This window comes from Streptomyces vietnamensis (assembly GCF_000830005.1).
GTDB classification, from domain to species: domain Bacteria; phylum Actinomycetota; class Actinomycetes; order Streptomycetales; family Streptomycetaceae; genus Streptomyces; species Streptomyces vietnamensis.
The window spans coordinates 7559602-7578148 of the sequence record NZ_CP010407.1 but is presented as its reverse complement, the minus strand read 5'-3'; the positions used below and the strand labels follow the sequence as shown (position 1 = coordinate 7578148).

6 protein-coding genes and 1 pseudogene are annotated in these 18547 nt (G+C 67.3%); 6 read left to right on the top strand and 1 reads right to left on the bottom strand.

Annotated features, from left to right (window positions below):
- Positions 1-225: 225 nt before the first annotated feature.
- From SVTN_RS33850 to SVTN_RS33840, 3 genes are all read left to right on the top strand, one after another.
- Complete coding sequence (locus SVTN_RS33850; RefSeq protein ID WP_041132513.1) at positions 226-5631, top strand: sacsin N-terminal ATP-binding-like domain-containing protein; 5406 nt, start codon at positions 226-228, stop codon at positions 5629-5631.
- Between the two features lie 746 nt (positions 5632-6377).
- The gene (locus SVTN_RS33845) at positions 6378-9242 is read left to right on the top strand and encodes a P-loop NTPase fold protein (RefSeq protein ID WP_342669713.1); all 2865 of its coding nucleotides are present in this window, start codon (positions 6378-6380) and stop codon (positions 9240-9242) included.
- Positions 9243-9272: 30 nt separating this feature from the next.
- The gene (locus SVTN_RS33840) at positions 9273-9968 is read left to right on the top strand and encodes a hypothetical protein (protein ID WP_041132511.1); all 696 of its coding nucleotides are present in this window, start codon (positions 9273-9275) and stop codon (positions 9966-9968) included.
- A 772-nt stretch (positions 9969-10740) separates the two neighbouring features.
- On the opposite strand, the pseudogene SVTN_RS45850 reads toward SVTN_RS33840, so the two are convergent.
- A pseudogene (locus SVTN_RS45850) lies at positions 10741-11025 on the bottom strand (LLM class flavin-dependent oxidoreductase); the annotation flags it as partial.
- Positions 11026-11243: 218 nt separating this feature from the next.
- Here SVTN_RS45850 and SVTN_RS33835 point away from each other — a divergent pair.
- Genes SVTN_RS33835 through SVTN_RS33825 form a run of 3 tightly spaced genes read left to right on the top strand, consistent with a single transcriptional unit; the run spans position 11244 to position 18465 of the window.
- A complete protein-coding gene (locus tag SVTN_RS33835; protein WP_041132510.1) occupies positions 11244-12464 on the top strand; it encodes a restriction endonuclease-related protein in 1221 nt (406 codons plus the stop codon).
- The gene (locus SVTN_RS33830; RefSeq protein WP_159026540.1) at positions 12461-15838 is read left to right on the top strand and encodes a pPIWI_RE_Z domain-containing protein; all 3378 of its coding nucleotides are present in this window, start codon (positions 12461-12463) and stop codon (positions 15836-15838) included. Before SVTN_RS33835 ends, SVTN_RS33830 begins: the two co-directional genes overlap by 4 nt.
- Entirely contained in the window at positions 15838-18465 is a 2628-nt protein-coding gene (locus SVTN_RS33825; protein ID WP_041132508.1) for a pPIWI_RE module domain-containing protein, read from the top strand. Before SVTN_RS33830 ends, SVTN_RS33825 begins: the two co-directional genes overlap by 1 nt.
- Positions 18466-18547 lie beyond the last annotated feature (82 nt).

Genomic DNA, 18547 nt, shown 5'->3' with positions numbered 1-18547 from the left:
GCCCGCAGGCTAGACGGATGCCCTGCACACCGCAAGTGGGTTGTCGCCCCTGTGCGGCCAGGAAGGACGGCGACGCACCGGAAGGAAACCCCACACTCCCAGGGGACGTCGGGTCCCAGGTCTACCGAGCCGCAGCCCGACGTCTTTCCGGTTCTCGGACAGCCCTGCGCCACCGACGACCCCCGCGCTACGGTCTGCTTGAGATCATCATGGAAGCAGGGGGACATGGCCGGTAACACGGACGAGGACGGCCCAAGCGGTACGTGGGCGCGCGAGCTCTGGCACTACGCGCAGACCGTGCTCAAGGAGTGGCAGTCCACGCAGGTATGGCAACCCGCCCAGCAGTTGCGTGCAGCATCGCACAGCAACGCACGCGACTACGCCGGCCGTTTCCTCCTGGAGCTACTCCAGAACGGCCACGATGCTCACCGCGGAGGCCGGAACGACGGAAGCGTGCACGTCCTGCTCGACGAGGACGAAGGGGCACACGGCACGCTCTATGTGGCCAACGGCGGCACGCCCTTCACCTGGTCCAGCATCCAGGCCGTCTGCAAGCTCGCCCGGAGCGAGAAGACCGTCGGCGAGGGCATCGGGAACAAGGGTGTCGGCTTTCGTAGCATCCTGGAAATCACGGATGCCCCGGAAGTCTACAGCGCCAGCACAACCCGAGAGGGCCCAGCTGTACTGGATGGGTACTGCTTCCGGTTCGCGGTACGGGACGACCTGCGGGTGCTGCTCGGTAACGAGGACCTCGTACGCAAAGCGGAGGAAGAACTCCCGCCCTTCCAGGTCCCCTTCCCTCTCTCGGACGTGCCTCTGACTTGCAAGGAGCTGGCCGCCGACGGTCATGTGACGGCCATCAGGATCCCGCTGCGCAACGAGGCCTCCCGACGCGCGGCCGTCCGGCGCCTCGACGAGCTCGGCGCCGCGAAGGCCCCAGTGATGCTGTTCCTGGACCGGCTCAACCGACTGCTCATCGAACGACGAGGGGGCAAAAATCCCCAGCGTACGGAACTCACCCGGAACGAAGTGCCCTTGGGGACCGTCAGCGTCCGGACCCAGGCACACGTCGCACATGCCGGTGCTGCGCGGACCGTCCCGACCGTCTCCCTTGCCCGTGTCGAACTCGGCTCACTGGGCACATACCTCGTGGCCAGAGGCCGCGTCCCCGTGGCACGGCTGCGCGGCACGATCGAGGCGGCCACCGAGCTCGGGCAGCTAGATGATTCGTGGGGTGACTGGAAGGAACCAGCGGTGGTAGAGGTGGCGTTGCCCCTCGACGGCACCGAGTCGCTGCGCGGTGGCCGGATCTACACCTTCCTCCCGCTGGGCGAGGACGCCGCCGCACCCCTGCGCGGGCACCTCAACGCACCGTTCTTCACGAAGGTGGACCGTACGGCCCTGGACCGGGAGCACCCGCTGAACAGCATGCTGTTCGCGGCGGCCGCCGAGACCTCTCTGGCGGCAGCCTCCGCGCTGCGGGAGCGAGACCGGCCTTCAGACCGCAAGTTGGCGGTCGACCTTGTGACCTGGGAGCACGAGCCGCGCTCCCACAACCTGCTGCGCGAAGCGGCGCATCAGGTGCACGGGGCTGAGTTCGCGGACGTTCCCGTCGTACCACTCCTGAACCGGGAAGCTCCGCACGGTTCCTGGGGCACGCCCCGCGATTCTGTGCTCTGGCCCGACCTCGGACTGTCGGTACTCACAGCCGAGGCGGCCGGGGCGGTCGGCATCGCCGTGGCGGATCCGGCCGTCGGGGCCAAGTCCCTGAAGCGTCTCGCGAGGTTGTGCGATGCGCTCAAGTGCCCCTTGGAGCCCTCGGCACAGCAGCGGGCAGACCACGCCGAGCGGATCGTGGAGGCCCTGCCGCTGCCCGCCCCCGATGCGCCCGTCGACAACTGGAACAGCGTTTACGCCGATCTCGCCCTACTGTTCAAGGACGAGGGCGGAGTACTGCAGGGCAGAAAACTGTTGCTGGCGGACGATGGGAAGCTCCGGCGTGCCAACGGCGGCTCTGCCACGGGCACAAAGGACGGCTCGCGGCGCAAGGCGACCAGGCGGGAGGCCTTTTTCCAGCCGACTCGCGGCGAGACAGCGGGCGACGAGGGCCTGGCCGTGCCCGACGCCTTGAAGAGGCGCATGTTCTATCTACACCCGGGGCTGAACTGGGTGGAGGAGGAAGGCCACGTACGACGCCAGGAAGCTCGGTTGTTCTTGGAACGCTTCAAGCTCGTACGGCGCTTCGACGCCGCCGGCCTGCTCGACCACGTCCGCCGCGCCCTCACCGAGAGCAACTCGGCGCGGCTGCGCGACCAGGCCCTTCGCTTCGTGTTCCGCCTCTACCGGTCGAGGCAATCCGCGCAGTCACTGCAATTGCGTCTGTTGGGGTTGTACGTTCCCTCTGCCGAGGGCCCCGCCATCAAGGCTGCCGGCGCTGCTTTCGGGGCCGGATGGACCGGGACCCACGGCGACGATCTCGCCTCCGTCGTGGCCGAGGGCCGTGAGTCCTCGGCCGGTCTCCGCTTCATGGCAGAGCGACTCCTGGCGCCTCCTGAGGTTTTCCTCAGACGGGGCGAAACCCTAGAGGAGTGGCGGGAGTTCCTCAGCGATCTCGGCGTCACCGACGGACTGCTCCCCGTAGTGTCCTCCGGCGCGGAGACGCAGGCCGAGGGTGGCACGCTCACCACGCTCGGACTGATCAGCATGGCGAAGGTGTCCGAGGAGGTCGCCAATCAGTGGCGGCCGTTCATCGACCGCGCGAAGAGCCGTGTCGCCCATCCGTACACCCCGTATGTGGGAACCCCCGCGTTCCGGCTACCGGGTCAGGACGTCGCCGGGCGGCTGAGCGAACCGGGCAGGATCGCCTATGCACGGCTGGTCCTTCACGGCCTGGCCCGATGGAACAACACTCACCTCACCAGCAACTGGAACCGGGACCGAACTGGCAATAAGGACACGCAGCACGTCCCAACCCCCCTGTCCGCTTTCATCCGTGGCCAGCGCTGGCTCCCGGTGCGAGGCCGTGGCGGAACCATCCGCTTCGTCCGGCCAGACGAAGCGTGGCATGCCCCCTCGACCCTTGAGCAGGAGCCGGCCTTCGCCCCGACCGTCCTGCGGCAGCTCCGCCCCCTGCTGGACGACGATCAGGTCCTACGACGGCTGCGTAACGCCGGGTTGCCGACCTGGGGCGACCACAGGGACAGCGCCAGGCTCATCGCCACCCTGGGCGAGCTGGTGAAAACGGATGCCGTGGACGACGGGGACCGACCCTCCCTTCAGCGGGCCAACGAACGCGCCTGGCAGAACCTGGCCGCACAGATGACCTCGATCGAGCCGCTCATCGGCTCGACCCTGCTCGCAGAGCGGGGTAAGAAGCTCATCGCGGTTGACTTCGCTACGCTCCTCGACGGCTCAGTACGGCTGTACGTCACCGGAGACCGGGACAATCTAAAGGCACGCCTGGCCAGGGAGCTCAAGCTTCCGCTGCTCGTGGTGCCGGGGGCGGCGGCTAAAGTCGCCCGCATCCTCCGTCACCGCTGCCCGAACACGATACGGCATGCCGATGACGCTGATCTGGCGGTCGAAATCGTCAGCACCTCCGGCACTACCGTCGTCGGAGCCTCCGGCTCCACCGAAGGGCTGGGAACGCCGCTCGTCGACGAGCTGCCGTGGCTTCCACTCGCGGTGGGCGCCCTGGTCGACCATCCGCCCCGGGGCGGCCGCCCGACCGACGCCGAGCTCACCGATTTCGTCGCCGCCGTCCGCCGCGTCCGCATCCACCGCTACGTCTCGCTGAAGATCACTCTCGACGGAGCCGACGTGGAACTCCCGGAGCGGCAGGACGGCATGCTCCCCCTACCCGACCCCTCCCATCCGCTGATCCTCACCCCGGACCTGCCCCTTTCCTGGGACTTCGTGGCCCGGATCGGCTACGCGGTCAGCCAGGTCCTGGACCGTCCGGAATACACCGTCCCGCTCAAGCTCGCTGCCCGCGAACTGGAGCGGGGGCACGCATCCCTCGAAGAGCCGACCGAGCGGCAGCTCGCGGCGGTGCTCGATCTCTCCCTCCACCAGGTCAGGGAGACCGCTCACCGCCTCGACGGGTCCCTCGCGGGAGTACTGGAGCGCTGCCACCCCTTCCTCGTACACGCCCTCGGCTCCGACCGGGCCAGGGAGCTGACGGACACGGCTCCGGCCGACGCCCGGGAGTTCCTCGCCCGGCTCGAACCGTACGCAGGCGCACTTCCCCTGCCCGCCGCGCAGCTCATCGGGGCCGCGCGCGACGCGCGAGACATCGACGGCCTCCGGGCCCTGGCCGAAGTCGACTTCGCGGACCTGAACCGCACTCTGGCAGGGCTTGCGCCCCGGTACCGCCCGATCAGCCACGCGGAGGCCCACGACGAGGCTGTACGCCGACACGTGGATTTCGGTCGCGGCATCCTCATCGACCGGCTGCGCTGGGCCCGTCGGGAAGAGTTCGATGCCCGTAGACCCATCGCCGACTGGCCCGCTACCCGCTCCCTGAAATGGATCACGGCTCCGGAAGAGTGGGCACTCACCGTCGACACCGCCGACGACGACCTCCTGCGGGCCCTCGTCGAACAGGCACTCACCGCCCGTCTAGGGGCGCCCGCCCCGACCAAGGGCGAACGGCTTGCCGCCATGGACAGGTTGCGCAGCCACAACCACGCGGTCATCGCCAAGACAACACCCGACCTGATCGCCCTGTTCAAGGCCGCGAAACGGCCGCTACCCGCAGCGCTGGCGAAGGCGGCCGCCGCAGAAGAAGTCACCGCCCTGCTAGACGAGGCGGGCGCACTCGACTTCCGCGAGCTCTCGGCCGACGATGTCGTCGGCTGGCTCGCGGCCCTGGGCCAGTGGCCGGCCGGCATAGCTGCCTCCTCGGAGCCCCAGGCACACGGGCTCACTCCCGCCGATCTGGACCGAGCGCGGAACGCTACCGAGCAGGCCCGCGCCGAACGAGCCAAGCGCAAGCGGATCATCTCTATCGGTGAACAGGACTTCGACATCGAGTCAGGCGACTTCACCGAGCTGGCCTCGGAGCTTCGCCGCGCTCTGGAAGCCGACCCGCCCCCCAGCGGCAGTGCCCGCAGGCGCTGGGCCGCGCTGAAACCGATGCCGCTACGGAGGGCGGCTGGCCCCTCAGGTGGACGGCCGGGCGCGCGCGCCGACGGGGAGCGCGGGTTGTCGTCGGTCCAGCGCTCGGCGATCGGCTTTGTAGGCGAGTGGTACGCGTACCAATGGCTTCGCGAACAGGACCAGGCAACCGACGAGACCAGCTGGGTCTCCGGCAACCGGACCCACGTGTTTCCCGGGCCCGGCGGAGACGACAGCCTCGGCTACGACTTCATGGTCGGCTCCGGCAAGAACCCGCGGTTGTACGAGGTCAAGGCCACCCAGGGCCCGGGCGGACAGATCGAGCTCGGCGAAACCGAGGTACGGGCGGCGCAGAAGTACTCCGGCAGTGACCGCTGGCGGATCCTGGTGGTCACCTCGGTACTGGACGCGGAGCAGCGGCAGGTACGTATGCTGCCGAATCCGTTCAGCGAGCGCGGCCGCGGGCTCTACCGCGAGGAGGGTGGCGCGCTCCGCTTCGCCTACCGGCTGTGAGGTGCAGCCTGTCCATCCCCCACAGCCACTACGCGCCTGGGCCCACCGCATCCATGCACCAGCCGGCACCGCCCGGATCCGAAGCTGATGGCTCTCGACGATCGACCGCGTCCATCCGTCTTCGCCTGACACACATAGATATGGGCAGACATCTAACATGATGAAGGGGCCAGCCCCCAGCACGGGGGATCCCGGCCCGGCCGTGGTGATGCCCTGGTCGACTATGGCCAGCAGAACGACACCAGCCTTACGTGCGACATGCCGCACGGGTCGTCTCGGTTGTTGTCCCGCGACTCCGTCAACCTCCACTAGAACAACCCCGACTCTAGCCGAACCGCCGCAGAGCCATCACTGCGTCCAGGGACCGCCAGCCCCGCACGGCCGGTCGCTGCTGAGCGCAGAGGCGTCAGGGAAGTCTGCAGCCTCGCCGTGCGGCCTGAGCAACGTCATAGGGCGCCAGACCCCACCGGCAAAGGCACCTGTGCGCGGTTCGGTCGAGCACTCTTCCGCCACTCACTGCCCACTGTCAGTGCCCAGGTCTATCGTCATGCGTGATGGTTCAAGAATATGACGGCGTCATGCGTCAGCTGCTCCCGTAACGCGGATGCGCGGGGATCGGAGTGAACGTGGCGGGTGGGGGCGGTGGCCGACTAGAGTCGGACGACCTGGTGCAGGATCGGGAGATCGAGGACGGCCGAGGCGATCGACTCGCCCATGGCCATATCGCAGGACAGCTGCACCACCTGGTGAGCTCCGTTCCGACACCGACGAACATCGCCGTGTGGGGGCCGTGGGGGTCGGGCAAGTCAGGTGTGGCCAACCTCCTCCGAGGTGAGCTGGCCAGGGACCGAGGTGTGCGGTTCGTGCGCTTCGACGCGTTCAAGTACGCGGAGAACCCGCTGCGTAGGAACTTCATCATCGCCGTCGCCACCGCGCTGGGCATCGAGGACCGCAAGTACCACGAAGACCTCTACAGCGGACAGGCCACCGCCAGAATCGAGTTCAGCGGTGGCGCCTTTCTGAAGTTGCTGTGGACCTACGCACGGATGTTTGCGGTGATCGCCAGCGCATCTGTGCTGGTGGTAGCCGTGCTGGCGTGGGTGAGAAGTGGCCCGTTCCAGCAGACGTTCATCGACATGGTCACCGACGTCCTCAAGGCCGGTCTGGCGCCGGCAGCGCTGCTCACGTCCTTGACGGTGCTCGTATCCCGCACGCTCACTCGTGAGCACAAGACCGACGCCGCCGACAGTGACGAGCAGTTCGAGAGGCTCTTCAGCTCGCTGGTGGAGCAATCGAAGGTCAAGCGCCTGGTCGTTTTCGTGGACGAGCTGGACCGCTGCGCTCCCTCGGATGTCGTGGCAACCCTGGACGCGCTGAGGACGTTCCTCGGTGTGGAACGGTGTGTCTTCATCGTGGCGGCTGACCAGCAGGTCCTTGAGGAAGCGCTGACCCGCGCTCTGCAACAGGCAACGCCTGCCGACACGGTGAACCCTTACTACAGCAGCGGAAGCGGTTATCTCGACAAGGTTTTCCCCTACCAGATCAGCCTGCCTCCTCTGTTCGTCGGGCGAGTGACCAGCTTCGCCGCCGGACTTGTCCGCGGGCGCGGTGGGGTGTGGGCGAAGGTGGACGTCGACCTCATCGTCAGCATCCTGATTCCGTCCCACGTCCGCAGCCCTCGCCGGGTGAAGGCCCTGCTCAACGCCTTCGTCCTCACGTACCGTCTGGCTGAGCAGCGAGCGGCGGACGGGCTTCTGGAAACCGATCCGTCTTTGCGCGCGGAAGAGATCGCCCGCCTGGTCTGCCTTCGGGTGGAGTTCCCCTTGTTCGCTCGCGATCTGCTGCTGGATCACCGACTGTGCGAACACGTCGTGCGCTACGCGGATGACGCCGAGGCCGAGCTTGACGGATTCGTCTCTGCCGACGTCGAGGAGGCGGCCAAGGCGTACGCGCGAGCACAGGCCTCCGTCGATGTTCATCTCACTGCTGCCGACGAGCGCGCGGAGGGCCGTGAGGCGGCCCGTACGAATCACGGACGCCAGCTGGTGGCCTACCTCCTCAAGACCCGGAGGATTCCGGGACCGGGACGTGACCTGATCTTCCTCCAGAGCAGCGGCAGCGTCTTCGGCCTGCCGGCCGCCTTGGCCGAGACCATTGAGCAGCACGCGCAGAACGCAGACCTGGTGGCGTTGAAATCCTTGGTGGCCGAACTCGACGTCCGGGACCGGGTGGCCGTTCTCTCCCTCCTGGCCCAACAAGCCAGGGAGGTGATCGGCCTGGAGGGCAGGAACGTTGCGCTGGCCGTCCTGGCCATCTGCTCGGACCCTTCCTTCCCCCTCAACGGCGGAGCGGACGCGGCGCTGGAGAGCATCACCGCCCACCTCGTCGGCTCTCCTCAAGAACTTCCGGCAGATGTGGTGCCCGGGTGCTGGCGGCTGGCCTTGGCCGGGAAGCGGGGGACAGCCACGGACCTGGGCCGGATCGCTCTTCAGCATGCGGAACTCGACGAGGACGTCGATCTCGCGATGCTTCTCCTCGGCCACGCCTCGGCCGCACTGGCGGTGGACGCGGAGCGGGTGCGGCAGCTGCTCTCAGACCACCTCCTGGGCAGCGGAGCCGACGAGGTCGTCGCCATGCTCAAGCAGCTTCCTTTCGGGGAAGCCGAGCGCCTCGTGGAAGCCTGCGCCGAAACCCTGACGATGGAGCTCACCACAGCGATCGAGAACCACGACGCGTGGAAGAGGACGGCTCAGGAACCGGACCCCGCCGTTACTAGCGGGGCGATAGCCACTACCACGCCTGTGGCCGACATGGAGGAGCCCTCGTCACCTGATCCGGCGCTGCGGGCCCTCGCCTCGACACTAGAACATTGGTATGAGGGTGCCCCCGCGGCAGCGCACACCATCGTCCGGATCCTTCTCGGTCTCGGGTCGACGGGTGGCCGGAGTACGGTGGAGGCGAATCTCATGTACGTCCCCGCGGTACGGGATGTGTCCCTGGCCCGGCTCGTTCTCATCAGCGCGAGGCGCCGAGACGTAAAAAGTTGGCCGAAGTGGCTCGGCGTTCTTGCTCCCGGACTCGAACTCGACGCCGTCAAGCCCCAGATCGAATCTATGTACCAGCATTTGTGGAATCTGGCGACGGAGGACGAGTCTCCTCTGGAAGCGGACATCGTCGGCGATGCGGCGGACGCCTTCGTTCGTCTCGTCAACGACAGGCCAGCCTCCCAGCACCCAGACATCGCTGCCATCGTCCTGGCCTCACTCGACGGATTCGCGAAGAGCGATGAGGACGCGGCCGCACGGTCCATCGTCATCGGCGCACTCCATCCCTTGGTGGAGAGCGGGCTGCTCGACCGTCGGGTCATACTTCAGAACGAGAGCGCCTCGGTGGCAGCCACGCTGTCCGAATCCGACACCACTACGCTGCCCCGGGAAGACGGTGAGTTGCTGAACTACCTCGTCGGCACCGTCGTCGAGTGCCTGCGCGACTTCACCACCGCGGCCGAGCACCCGCTATCCCTGGAGCAGGTCACCACGCTCGTGGAGGCCGTGGAGCACTGCGGGTGGCTTCCCGACCCGCAGCGCACCCGGTTGCGCATTCTCTGTTGACTGCACGCCGGCCGGGAGGCCGTGTCACGGATGTCGCTCGACGCGCCCCCGTCCGCGCTGCAGATGGCTTCCTACGCCCGGCGGCATCCCGAACTGGGACCCACCACGGTGGCGGACTGGATCCGTGTGGAGGAGCCGTCTCCCGCAGATCTCCACTCGGCGGCCGCCGCGCTCATCAAGACTTCTCAGTCCTCGGCCATCAGCTCCCTCGCCTCGGCCGTCCGGGACCGTCTCAGTTTGCTTCCCGTCCTCGACCAGGCCGAGTTCTGGCGCGAGCTGATAGGCCGGGCCCGCACGGCCCACCCCATCGATGTCCTGGTCGCCGCCGGCTGGCAGCAACTCCCCGACGCGTACGCCGCTGAACTCCTGTCCGATCGTTACGACACCGCGAGCAACAAGCTCGAACGGCAGGCGGTCCTTGACCTGTGGCACGCTGCGGCCGTCACCGACGATACGGCACGGCGTCTCCTCCTGGACCGTGTTCTCATCCCCATGCTGGGCACCAATCAGACCGCAGCGGACACTGCGCTCTCGTATCTCCCGAGATTGGTCCGGTCGATTCCGGGTGGCAGAAAGAAGGCTCTTCGGCAGGCGGTGGAAGGGAGGTTCACGTCATGGCCCGGCCTGAGAGGGAAGGCGATCACAGCGTTGAAGACAATCGGATACGACACCGAGCGTGTGGGGCTGCTTCGCCGCGAGCGCATCAGCCGGGGCAACGACGACTGAAGACTCGGCTGAGCGCGAGCGTGGGGCCGAGGGCGGCCGCCGACGCTTCCCACAGATGTGTGGTCGTGTCGTCGATGGCCTGGCAGCATGCAGGAAGGGGGTCGGACGGAGACGGCCCGCCCTCGCGGTCAGAGCGACGGAACGGGGACTTCTGCCCAGACGGTCTTGCCTTCGGCCATGTACAGGACACCCTAAGTTACCCGTGTCACTCGCACAGATGTGAAACCCGCGGTCACCTTCGTCGACGGTCTTGGCGTGCCGCAGGTGGGGCTGTGAGGGCTCCGTCGCTCACCTCGCACGTGAGCATGCATCCCCTCCGAGGAGGCGCAGGGTGATCGGCAGGGCGCCGTAGCGGATGGCGTTGGTCACCAGTTCGCTGACGACCAGTGGCACGGCGAACGCCTCGTCGCCCGCCCCTACCCGGTCAGGCGTCGGTCGACTTCGCAGCGTGCCCGTCCCACGGCCACCGGGGACGTCCCACTCGACCAGATCCGTCTGCGGGAGGAGCCGGGTGCGGGCAACGAGGGGGATTTCGTCGTCGGAAGGCAGGGGCCGCCACGTCGTCCGCCATGTGTCAGGGCTGCGGCCGAGGAGGGCGAGGGCAGGAGTCGGACGTTCCGTGATCGGGCCGGTGTGCGGGGATGAACTCACCGAGTACAGGCAGAGGGGGGTGCCAGCCGGCAGTGTGTACTCGGCGCAAGCGAAGGGAAGGCCGCCGTAACCCAGCAGAATTCGTACGGCAGGGGTTCCGACTCGATGGATTCGTCGGCGGAGCGAGCGCCTTGGGGCCGTACGCCTCTATCCAGACGGGAAGCCTGCCGTTCTCGATCCAGGGGATGCGGATCGCGTTCCCGTCGACCTCGGCTCCCGGTCCTCCGCAAGATCACGGATGACCTCGATGGCCTCGCCGAGGCGAGCAAGGGTGTTGAGCCTGCCGCTGGCGACGCGCATGGCGGAATCGCTTGCGGCCGATGCCACAGACGGCCCGGTTGCCGTACACGTCATTGAGGGCGGCAGGGGCGGGCGCCTTCACCACCCAGATACGCGTCCCTGGATCAATCAGCCTCAGGATCGTATGGCGCGCTCCCCAGTTGTCTCAGGTGCTCACCATCGACTCGAGCAGCGTCCAGCGCCCCTTGAGATCTCCGGCTACGTCAACCTAGGGGATTCCCCCGACCGTGGGAATCCCGCCCAGGGCGCACTCACGCTCAACGCCCGCAAGGAGGCGGCTAGGGCCGCCAGGGGCTGCGGAACCTCGTCGGCACCGTGGCCTCAATGGCAACCATCCTGTCAGTCGTGACGCTCTCGCCTACCGCTATTGAGATGCCCTCCGGCCCCAAACGGGATGTCGCTGTAGACGACTACCTGACTGTCGAACTCCTTTGCGCCGGGTTGGCCAAGATCCGGCTCGATCGGCAGCACGCCCTCGAGGGCCACGTACCCGACGGTCGTGACCCGAGCGCGGGGTTGTTGCCTCGTGCATGGCGGACGGGGTTTACCAGGCTGTGGTGGGTGGGCCATCACCAGTCGGTGAATTGGCCGCAGGACGATCTCGATGTGCTTGCCGCGTGTCGACTTCCCCTGGGCGAGTGGCCGGTGCGACTCGCCCTGTCCGGGGCTGACCTTGATCAATCGTTGCTGGAGGGCGACGAGCTGTCGGAGTTCTCCGAGCAAGCATCCGCGCTGGCGGCCAAGACCGACGTGGAGGCCGAACTCGTCGAGAACCAGATCTTCGCCCAGCTGCTCGCGACCGCGCAAGCCAACGGCCGGACCGAGGAGGAGGTGCAGCGGGCCTACGTAGAGCTCCGCCTGATGCACATCCGCAACCCGGTCCTAAGCGATCTTGATGTGCTGCGGCGCGCGCAACAGATGCCAGCTGCCGGCACGAGCGGCGAACCGCACTTCAAGCAGCTGGTCCACACCGCTTATCGGTTTCAGCAGGCGCCCGGGGGCGCCGCGCTACGAGTCTGCGGCTCGTGCGGCAACCCGATGCCCGGCGTGGACCGCTCCTGCCAGGTCCCGGGGTGCCAGGGGAGCGCGGTGCAGAAGAGCTTGCGGACCGTGGAGGGCTATTGGGTTCAACACCGGGCCACTCGTCGTTTCCACCATGACCCGGGTCTGGTCGAAGCCCGAATTTTCGACGCAATCAACACGCTGCCAAAGGATCTCGTGCGCCTGGAGGAGTATCCCGGGCTGGATGCCTGGGACGGTGCCGTGTGGTTCCGCCAGCCCGGCTCTGACCAAGCCGAGTGCTGGCTCTTCGACGCGAAGGACTGCGTCAGCGCGACGCTGCTGGGACGTCGCTTCACCTGCGACCGACGGTTGCGCGCCGTTCACCGCTTTCTTGTCATGGCCAATCACCGAGCCACGCCAGCGTACTTCGCCGACCTCGGCCGTGAGCTCGATGGCCGGGTCAACGGTGTTGAGGTCGTCGACGAGGACACCTTCATCCGCCGGGTCACCAAGCGATCCAGGGAAGTGGGGCAGCACGCGTGAGAGACACCCGAACCTGGATGGGCGGCCTGGTAAAGGAGCTCGGAGACGAGTCCGTCCGTACACTCCTCGGCCCGCTGCTGCCGCGTGAGTTCTGCCAGCTCGAGCTCGGGCTCACGTTCCTGGCCGATCACATGCCGGGACAGGGAGTCGGTGCTCTGTGGCCGGTGCTCTCCACGTACGCCTCCCCCAGACCTGGTCTGGAACGCGAGGTACGGGCGCTCCGGCTGTTGATGGGCGACATGGCTCGCTCCGGACAGTTTCTGCGGACTCTGGATGCGTATGCCCAGCTACCGGCGCAGGTCCGCGGCTTCGAGCGTGGCGAGGCTCCTGGCCGTCAGGTCCGTCCTTCCACTGTGTTCGCCCCGAAATCTTCGCCTTACCTCGTGGGCCGTCACGACACCTATCGTCAGGTCCTGAAGGAGCCGGTGCCGTACAGCACGCAAACACAGCGCCGCCTTGCACCGCCCGGCTCCGTGTGCATCTTCCAGCGCGCAGACGGTTCCACGGAGTCGGTACATCTCCCGGAGTGGATCAATCCGGGCGAGGTTCCGGTGTCGGCCCCACCCGCCACCGGGCGCACCCGGGAGGCATTCTCGTTCACGCGGAGCGAGCTCGTGGAGACCGGGGAGGAGATGGACCGGGGTCTGGAGCATCACCCTCACATCACCAACAGGAACTTCGCCGGTCGTCTCGGCGACCTGGACATGGCGGTCCCGGACGTGGCGACGGGGAAGTTGCGAGATGACTGCACGGACTTCATGGTCAACGGTGTCATGCAGTCGATCGGGCTGATGAACGCCGGCAAGTCGACGCTCTTGGATGGGTTGACCGTGCTCGGTGTGAAGCGCGGGATGCGGGGCGGCTACGTCTTGCCCTCGGTCGGTGAGAGCTTCGCGAAGACGTCGTTCTTCCGGACCCTGGGCATCGATGCCGTGCCGAAGATCGGGCAGCGCGAGCGAATCCGGCACGTCGCTGCGTATTGGCGCAGTCTGCTCCAGGACGGCGAGTCCACGTTTCCGGAGCATCCAGATGCGGCAGCGCGCTTCGCGGTCGATGTATGCCTCCTCGATCCGCTGATCGGGGGTGAGCCGCTGGAGGAGGGGGAACGGCCCTGCCGAAACGCCCTCCAAGTCGTCGGGCAGCGCGGAAAGTGTGACTGCCCGCTTCTGCCGGTCTGTCCTCGGCAGCGTGCCGACAACGAGCTGGGCACCGCGCAGGTGCAGATCACCACGCCGGCAGGCCTTGTATTCTCTCGGGCGACCTGGTCGAACGCCTCAATGAGGGTCGTGGAACGCTTCCAGCACGACCTGGACTTCCTGTATGTCGACGAAGCCGACGACGTACAACGCGCCTTCGACGAGGCGTTCCTGCAGCATGAGGTCCTCACCGCCCCGGACAGCGGCTGGAGCACGCGCACGCGGCACGGCATCGCCGATGGCCTCGACCGCGATTGGCACCGGCCGTTGCAGCACCCGAAGGTCCAGCAGTTCGAGGAGCTCGAACGACGCCACGGACAGGCGCGGGTCCACCTCTACCAACTGCTGGTCGCCCCGGAAGGGGAATCGCTGCGTGCCCTGCTTGCCGAGGGCCCGTTCACCGGCCACTCCCTTCTCTTCCGCCTCACCCGCGACATGTACGGGCTCGGTGAACGCCAGGACTTCCGCCACGACGCCGACGGCGAGGACGCAGCCAAGGAGTTCTTCGAGGAGTTCCTCGCACCACTGGCCTCACAGCCCTTCAGCGAGCCTTCCGAAGGCTTCGCTCCCTTGCTCCACGCGATGACCGCCGCGCATGACACTGGTACCGACCCGAACGGTCTCGCACTCGACTGGCTCCGTGAGCACACCCCCGGAGACAAGGACGAGGACGAGCCAGTCGACATCGATGAGGAGGCCATCACTGGGGACGGCGAGGGCTCTGACGTCGAGCGCGAGCTCACCGATACCGAGGACGAGGCCACCCAGGAGGAGGCTGCACGCGTCCAGCTCCTCCAGGCAGGCATCTGGGCGGCCCGCATCACAGCATCCTTCTTCGAGATGGGCAAGCTCTATCCGGCAGTTGCCGAGGTCTTGCGGCTTCCGGAAGATCTGAGCTTCCTCGGTGAGCAGCCGCCCAAGGATCTTCTCGCCCTCGTGCCCGAACAACCGGCCGGCAATCTCATGGCGCTGCAATGGCAGCCAAACCCGGCTGGCGACAGCGGCGCCCTGCACCTGGTCTGGCTGCGCGGTGTCGGCCGATGGCTGCTCCATCACCTGCACGATCTTCTGGCTCCGGAGGGCATCGACGGCCCTCATGTCATCCTCACCTCGGCGACGTCCTGGATGCCGACGTCTCCCAAGTACCACATCGACCTTCCCGTCTCACTGGTCCTGCGGACCCCGCCCGCCTCCCAAGATGCGCTCCGCGCGAGTCGCATGCACCTGCGGCCAGGACGCGTCGCCGGGGCCGCGCCGGTATTCGTCTCTGGAAGCGGAGGTGACCGAGCTCGTCGAGAGCAGGCCCTGATGCAGGTGACAGCCTCTGTCTGCGTGCCCCGGCCGGGTGCCCCAGAGTCCCTGCTGAACCAGGTACGCCAGCACCTGGCCGCCGACCGGCAGCAAGCCCTGTTCGTGGTGCTCAGCACCCGCGACGCCGAAACCGTCGCCGACTACGTGAACCACAAGACTCCGTACAAAGCTCTTCACGTGGTCCGTGATCACGACGATCCCGGCCCTTACGGACTCATCCGCCGCAGAGTCTCGACCTTCGCGCGCAGCGGCGCGGACATCCTGGTCGCCTCCGAAGGTGCCATCCAGCGCGGTCACAACATCCTCAACGCTCGCGGGGTTGCGGCCCTGGGCGCGATCTTCTACCTCGTTCGCATCCACCCGCCGGCCGACGACCCCTCCTTCGTGCTGTCGCTGCTCGGCGCGGACGCCATGCGCCGCCTCAATAACCCGGCTGACCTCAGCCATCCAGCTCTCGACGCTGTCGACCTGGCTCTGAACCTCCGCCACGGTGCGCGCAGAACGTGGCGCCACTTCGGGCAACCGATTCTTTTCAGCCGGCTCACGGACAAGGCCCACCGGGACGCGTTCACGTCCAACCTGCTCAACTCGACCTACCAGACGAGCGGGCGAGGTATCCGCGGCAACGAGCCGATCCTGATCTACCTCTGCGATGCCGCGTTCGCACCCCGCGCCGCCCAGTTGGACGAGACCGCCGCCGACACCGAGCGGACCAGCGTCCTCGTCGCCGCGCGCACGATGCTGCGTGAACTCCTTACCGAGCCACCCGCCACCGCGGGACCCGAGGAGCGCCTGTCCTACGAACTGGCCCAGGCATGCTGGAGTCTTGCCGGCCACCTCTACGAAACTCTCGACTGGGGACGCTGATGCCCGCCTACCGACACCAGCAAGCTGCCGTGTTTGTCTTCGACGAGCACGCTCATCTGCCCGTTCAGGGGTATACGGCCGCGTGCCCCACCGCGTGGCTCAAGCACCTGGAACCCGCTTGGGCTTCTCTTCCGCGCCGACGCAAGGAGCCCGGGAGCCTTCCGACCAGTTCTCTGAAGCAGATCGTCCAGCTTCTCGACCCGCGGATCAGCTCCATCCATTGGAACCTGCACGAGCCGGAGTACATCCGGGCAACCACCCCCGTCGACATGCCCTTCCACTTCGCTGTTGCCGCTTGGGCGGCCACGGACGTGGCCCCACACCTGCCCGAGAAGGACTGGGCCGAGATTCTCGGCGAGCACCCACTCGTGTGGGAGCCACACGACATCGACCTCGCACAGCACCAGCTCCACCCCAATGGAACCGGGAACCCCGGAGACGCGGTCTTCAGCCTGCTGCCCAGTCTGCTCGCCGAGCGCGTCGCCGCGTCCGGCCTGAATCTGCGCGGTCACGACTACAAGGCGTGGCTCGGCCCCACTCGCAGCGACGGCCGACGCGCGGTCTACCTCGGGCCGCCCGCTACACTCACCGATCGCGACGGCGCGACTGGCCTGTACACCCCATACATCGACTTTCACCTGGAGACGATCCCCGGCGAAGCCCAGGTCCGTGTCCACGCCGACCTCCACATGGCCCGCTTCGCTGCGCTCCCTTCGTCGTACGTACCCCGCCGTGGCGCCCACCCTGCGAGCGTCACCGTGCTGCTGCACGCTGACGCGGGCTTCGTGACCTCGGAGGAACGGCGCATGCTCGTGCAGGCGTCCGCAACCGTCCTGGGGAGCGGGGACGAAGCCCGCTGGAAGTGGTCACCGGGCGTAAGCAAGCTGCTGGCCCTGCTCACACGTCACCGTTACCCCGATCCCGACATTCTCCGCACCGCTCCCGAGACACTCTCCGAAAGCAGCAATGATGCGGTCGCCGCGTTCGCGATTCATAGCAGCGGAATGAAGTACTACCTTCCCGCTGATCCAGAAGCGGACAAGAATGCGCGCCGGCGCACTGCTGGGCACCCTGCAGCACCTGGATACCAGCCCATCGACCACCTTGAGGTGTTCGATGCCCTCGCCCCCGTCCTCGCACCGTTCGGGCTGCTCCCCGCCAGCCCGACGACCAAGGCGAAGACCAAAACGAAGGCCCTCCAGCCAGTCAACACCGCACCTGAGTGCCACTACCAGCTGGAGCACTGGACGGCTTCCCCACGCACGCGGGAGACGCTTCATCTCGCCCTCACTCATAAGCTGGGACTCACGAAACTGGACGGCACCGCAGCGTCGGATTCCCAGATCACCTACGCCGGTCCATTCGTCCTGACCATCCACCACTGTGACCCCGGCGACCTCGTCGGCGGCATCCCCCGGTCCGGCCACGACGAACCATCAGTGCGGCGCACCGAGGACGAGCGAGCCGTCGCTGAACGGGTCCGGCGCATCACCGAGGCATTCCCCAGGCCCGCCGACCTGCGCGCCACGGTCATCGAGTTGGAAGACGACGGCTTCTTCCTGCGTACACGGCAAGGCGATCCCAAGCCTCTCTTGAAGAGGACGCTTCCTGCCCTCGGCCGGCGCGTACAGTGCATGCGTCCCGTGCGCCCGGCCCCGGAGCCTGGCAGCAAGCAGAAACTACTAGAGGGCACGGACCACCGTGTGAGCGACGTCGAGCGAGCGGCGTCCTCCGTTCTCGACGCACTGCGCCAAGTCGGCCACGTCGCCGACATCCCCGCTCCACTCGGCATCACCGACTCCTTCGAGCTCTCCACCGTATGGATGTCGTACGCCCCGGACGGACGGGCCGTCCCCATGCTCATCCGCATGCGTCCGGGACACGACCCGACAGCCCAGCTCATGCCCACCCCAAGCCAGCGCGTCGAACCCGAGATCCCCTTCACCGAGCTGCCCGAAGCACTCACCGCGGGACGCGGTCGTATCCGTCTCGCCAAGAGCTACCGCGCCGTCGCGGACTTCCTCATCCAAGCCCTGGCCCTGGACTCGACCACCGACCGCGTCTTCCTCGCACGCGCCGCCGTCTTGCGCCGCCGCGATCTCTGGCCCTGGCTCCAGGACTCGTACCTGACCCCGAATGCCCTGCACCTGCCTGGCACCGGGTTCGAGAGGCCTGATGCGGTACCCGCACCTCGCAAGCCCGGCGATCACCCCGGCTTGCGGATCATCCGGGTGCGCGAGGCCGATGACAGGGATGCCGTCCCCCACCTCTTCGGCGTCCCGTGGGACGAAGAACGCCAACAGCGCACACCCGGCAGCGGCCGATACTCCGGCCTCGCCCGAGTCAGCGACACCGTCTTCTACGGCATCAACCCTCGCTCGGACCAGAACCAGACACCCCTCGGCATCACGAAGCTCGACCCCACCCAGCTTCAGAACGCCACCTGGTCCGTCAGCAATCCCCGCCCCCTGGAGATCACCACCGCCTTCCTCCAGGACGGCGACGACCCTGCCGAGTTCGCCATGTACGTCCAGGCCCAGCGCCGCTCCTACACCCACACGGCCAACGACACCCAGTGGCCGGCCCTCATGCACCTAGCAGAGCTCATGGACGAGTACCTCGTGTGAGGTGCGTTTCTCCGTTCTTGCAGACGGTCCCGACTACTGGGGGTGATACGCGAGCGGGGTGGAAACGGTCTCCGGGCAGTGG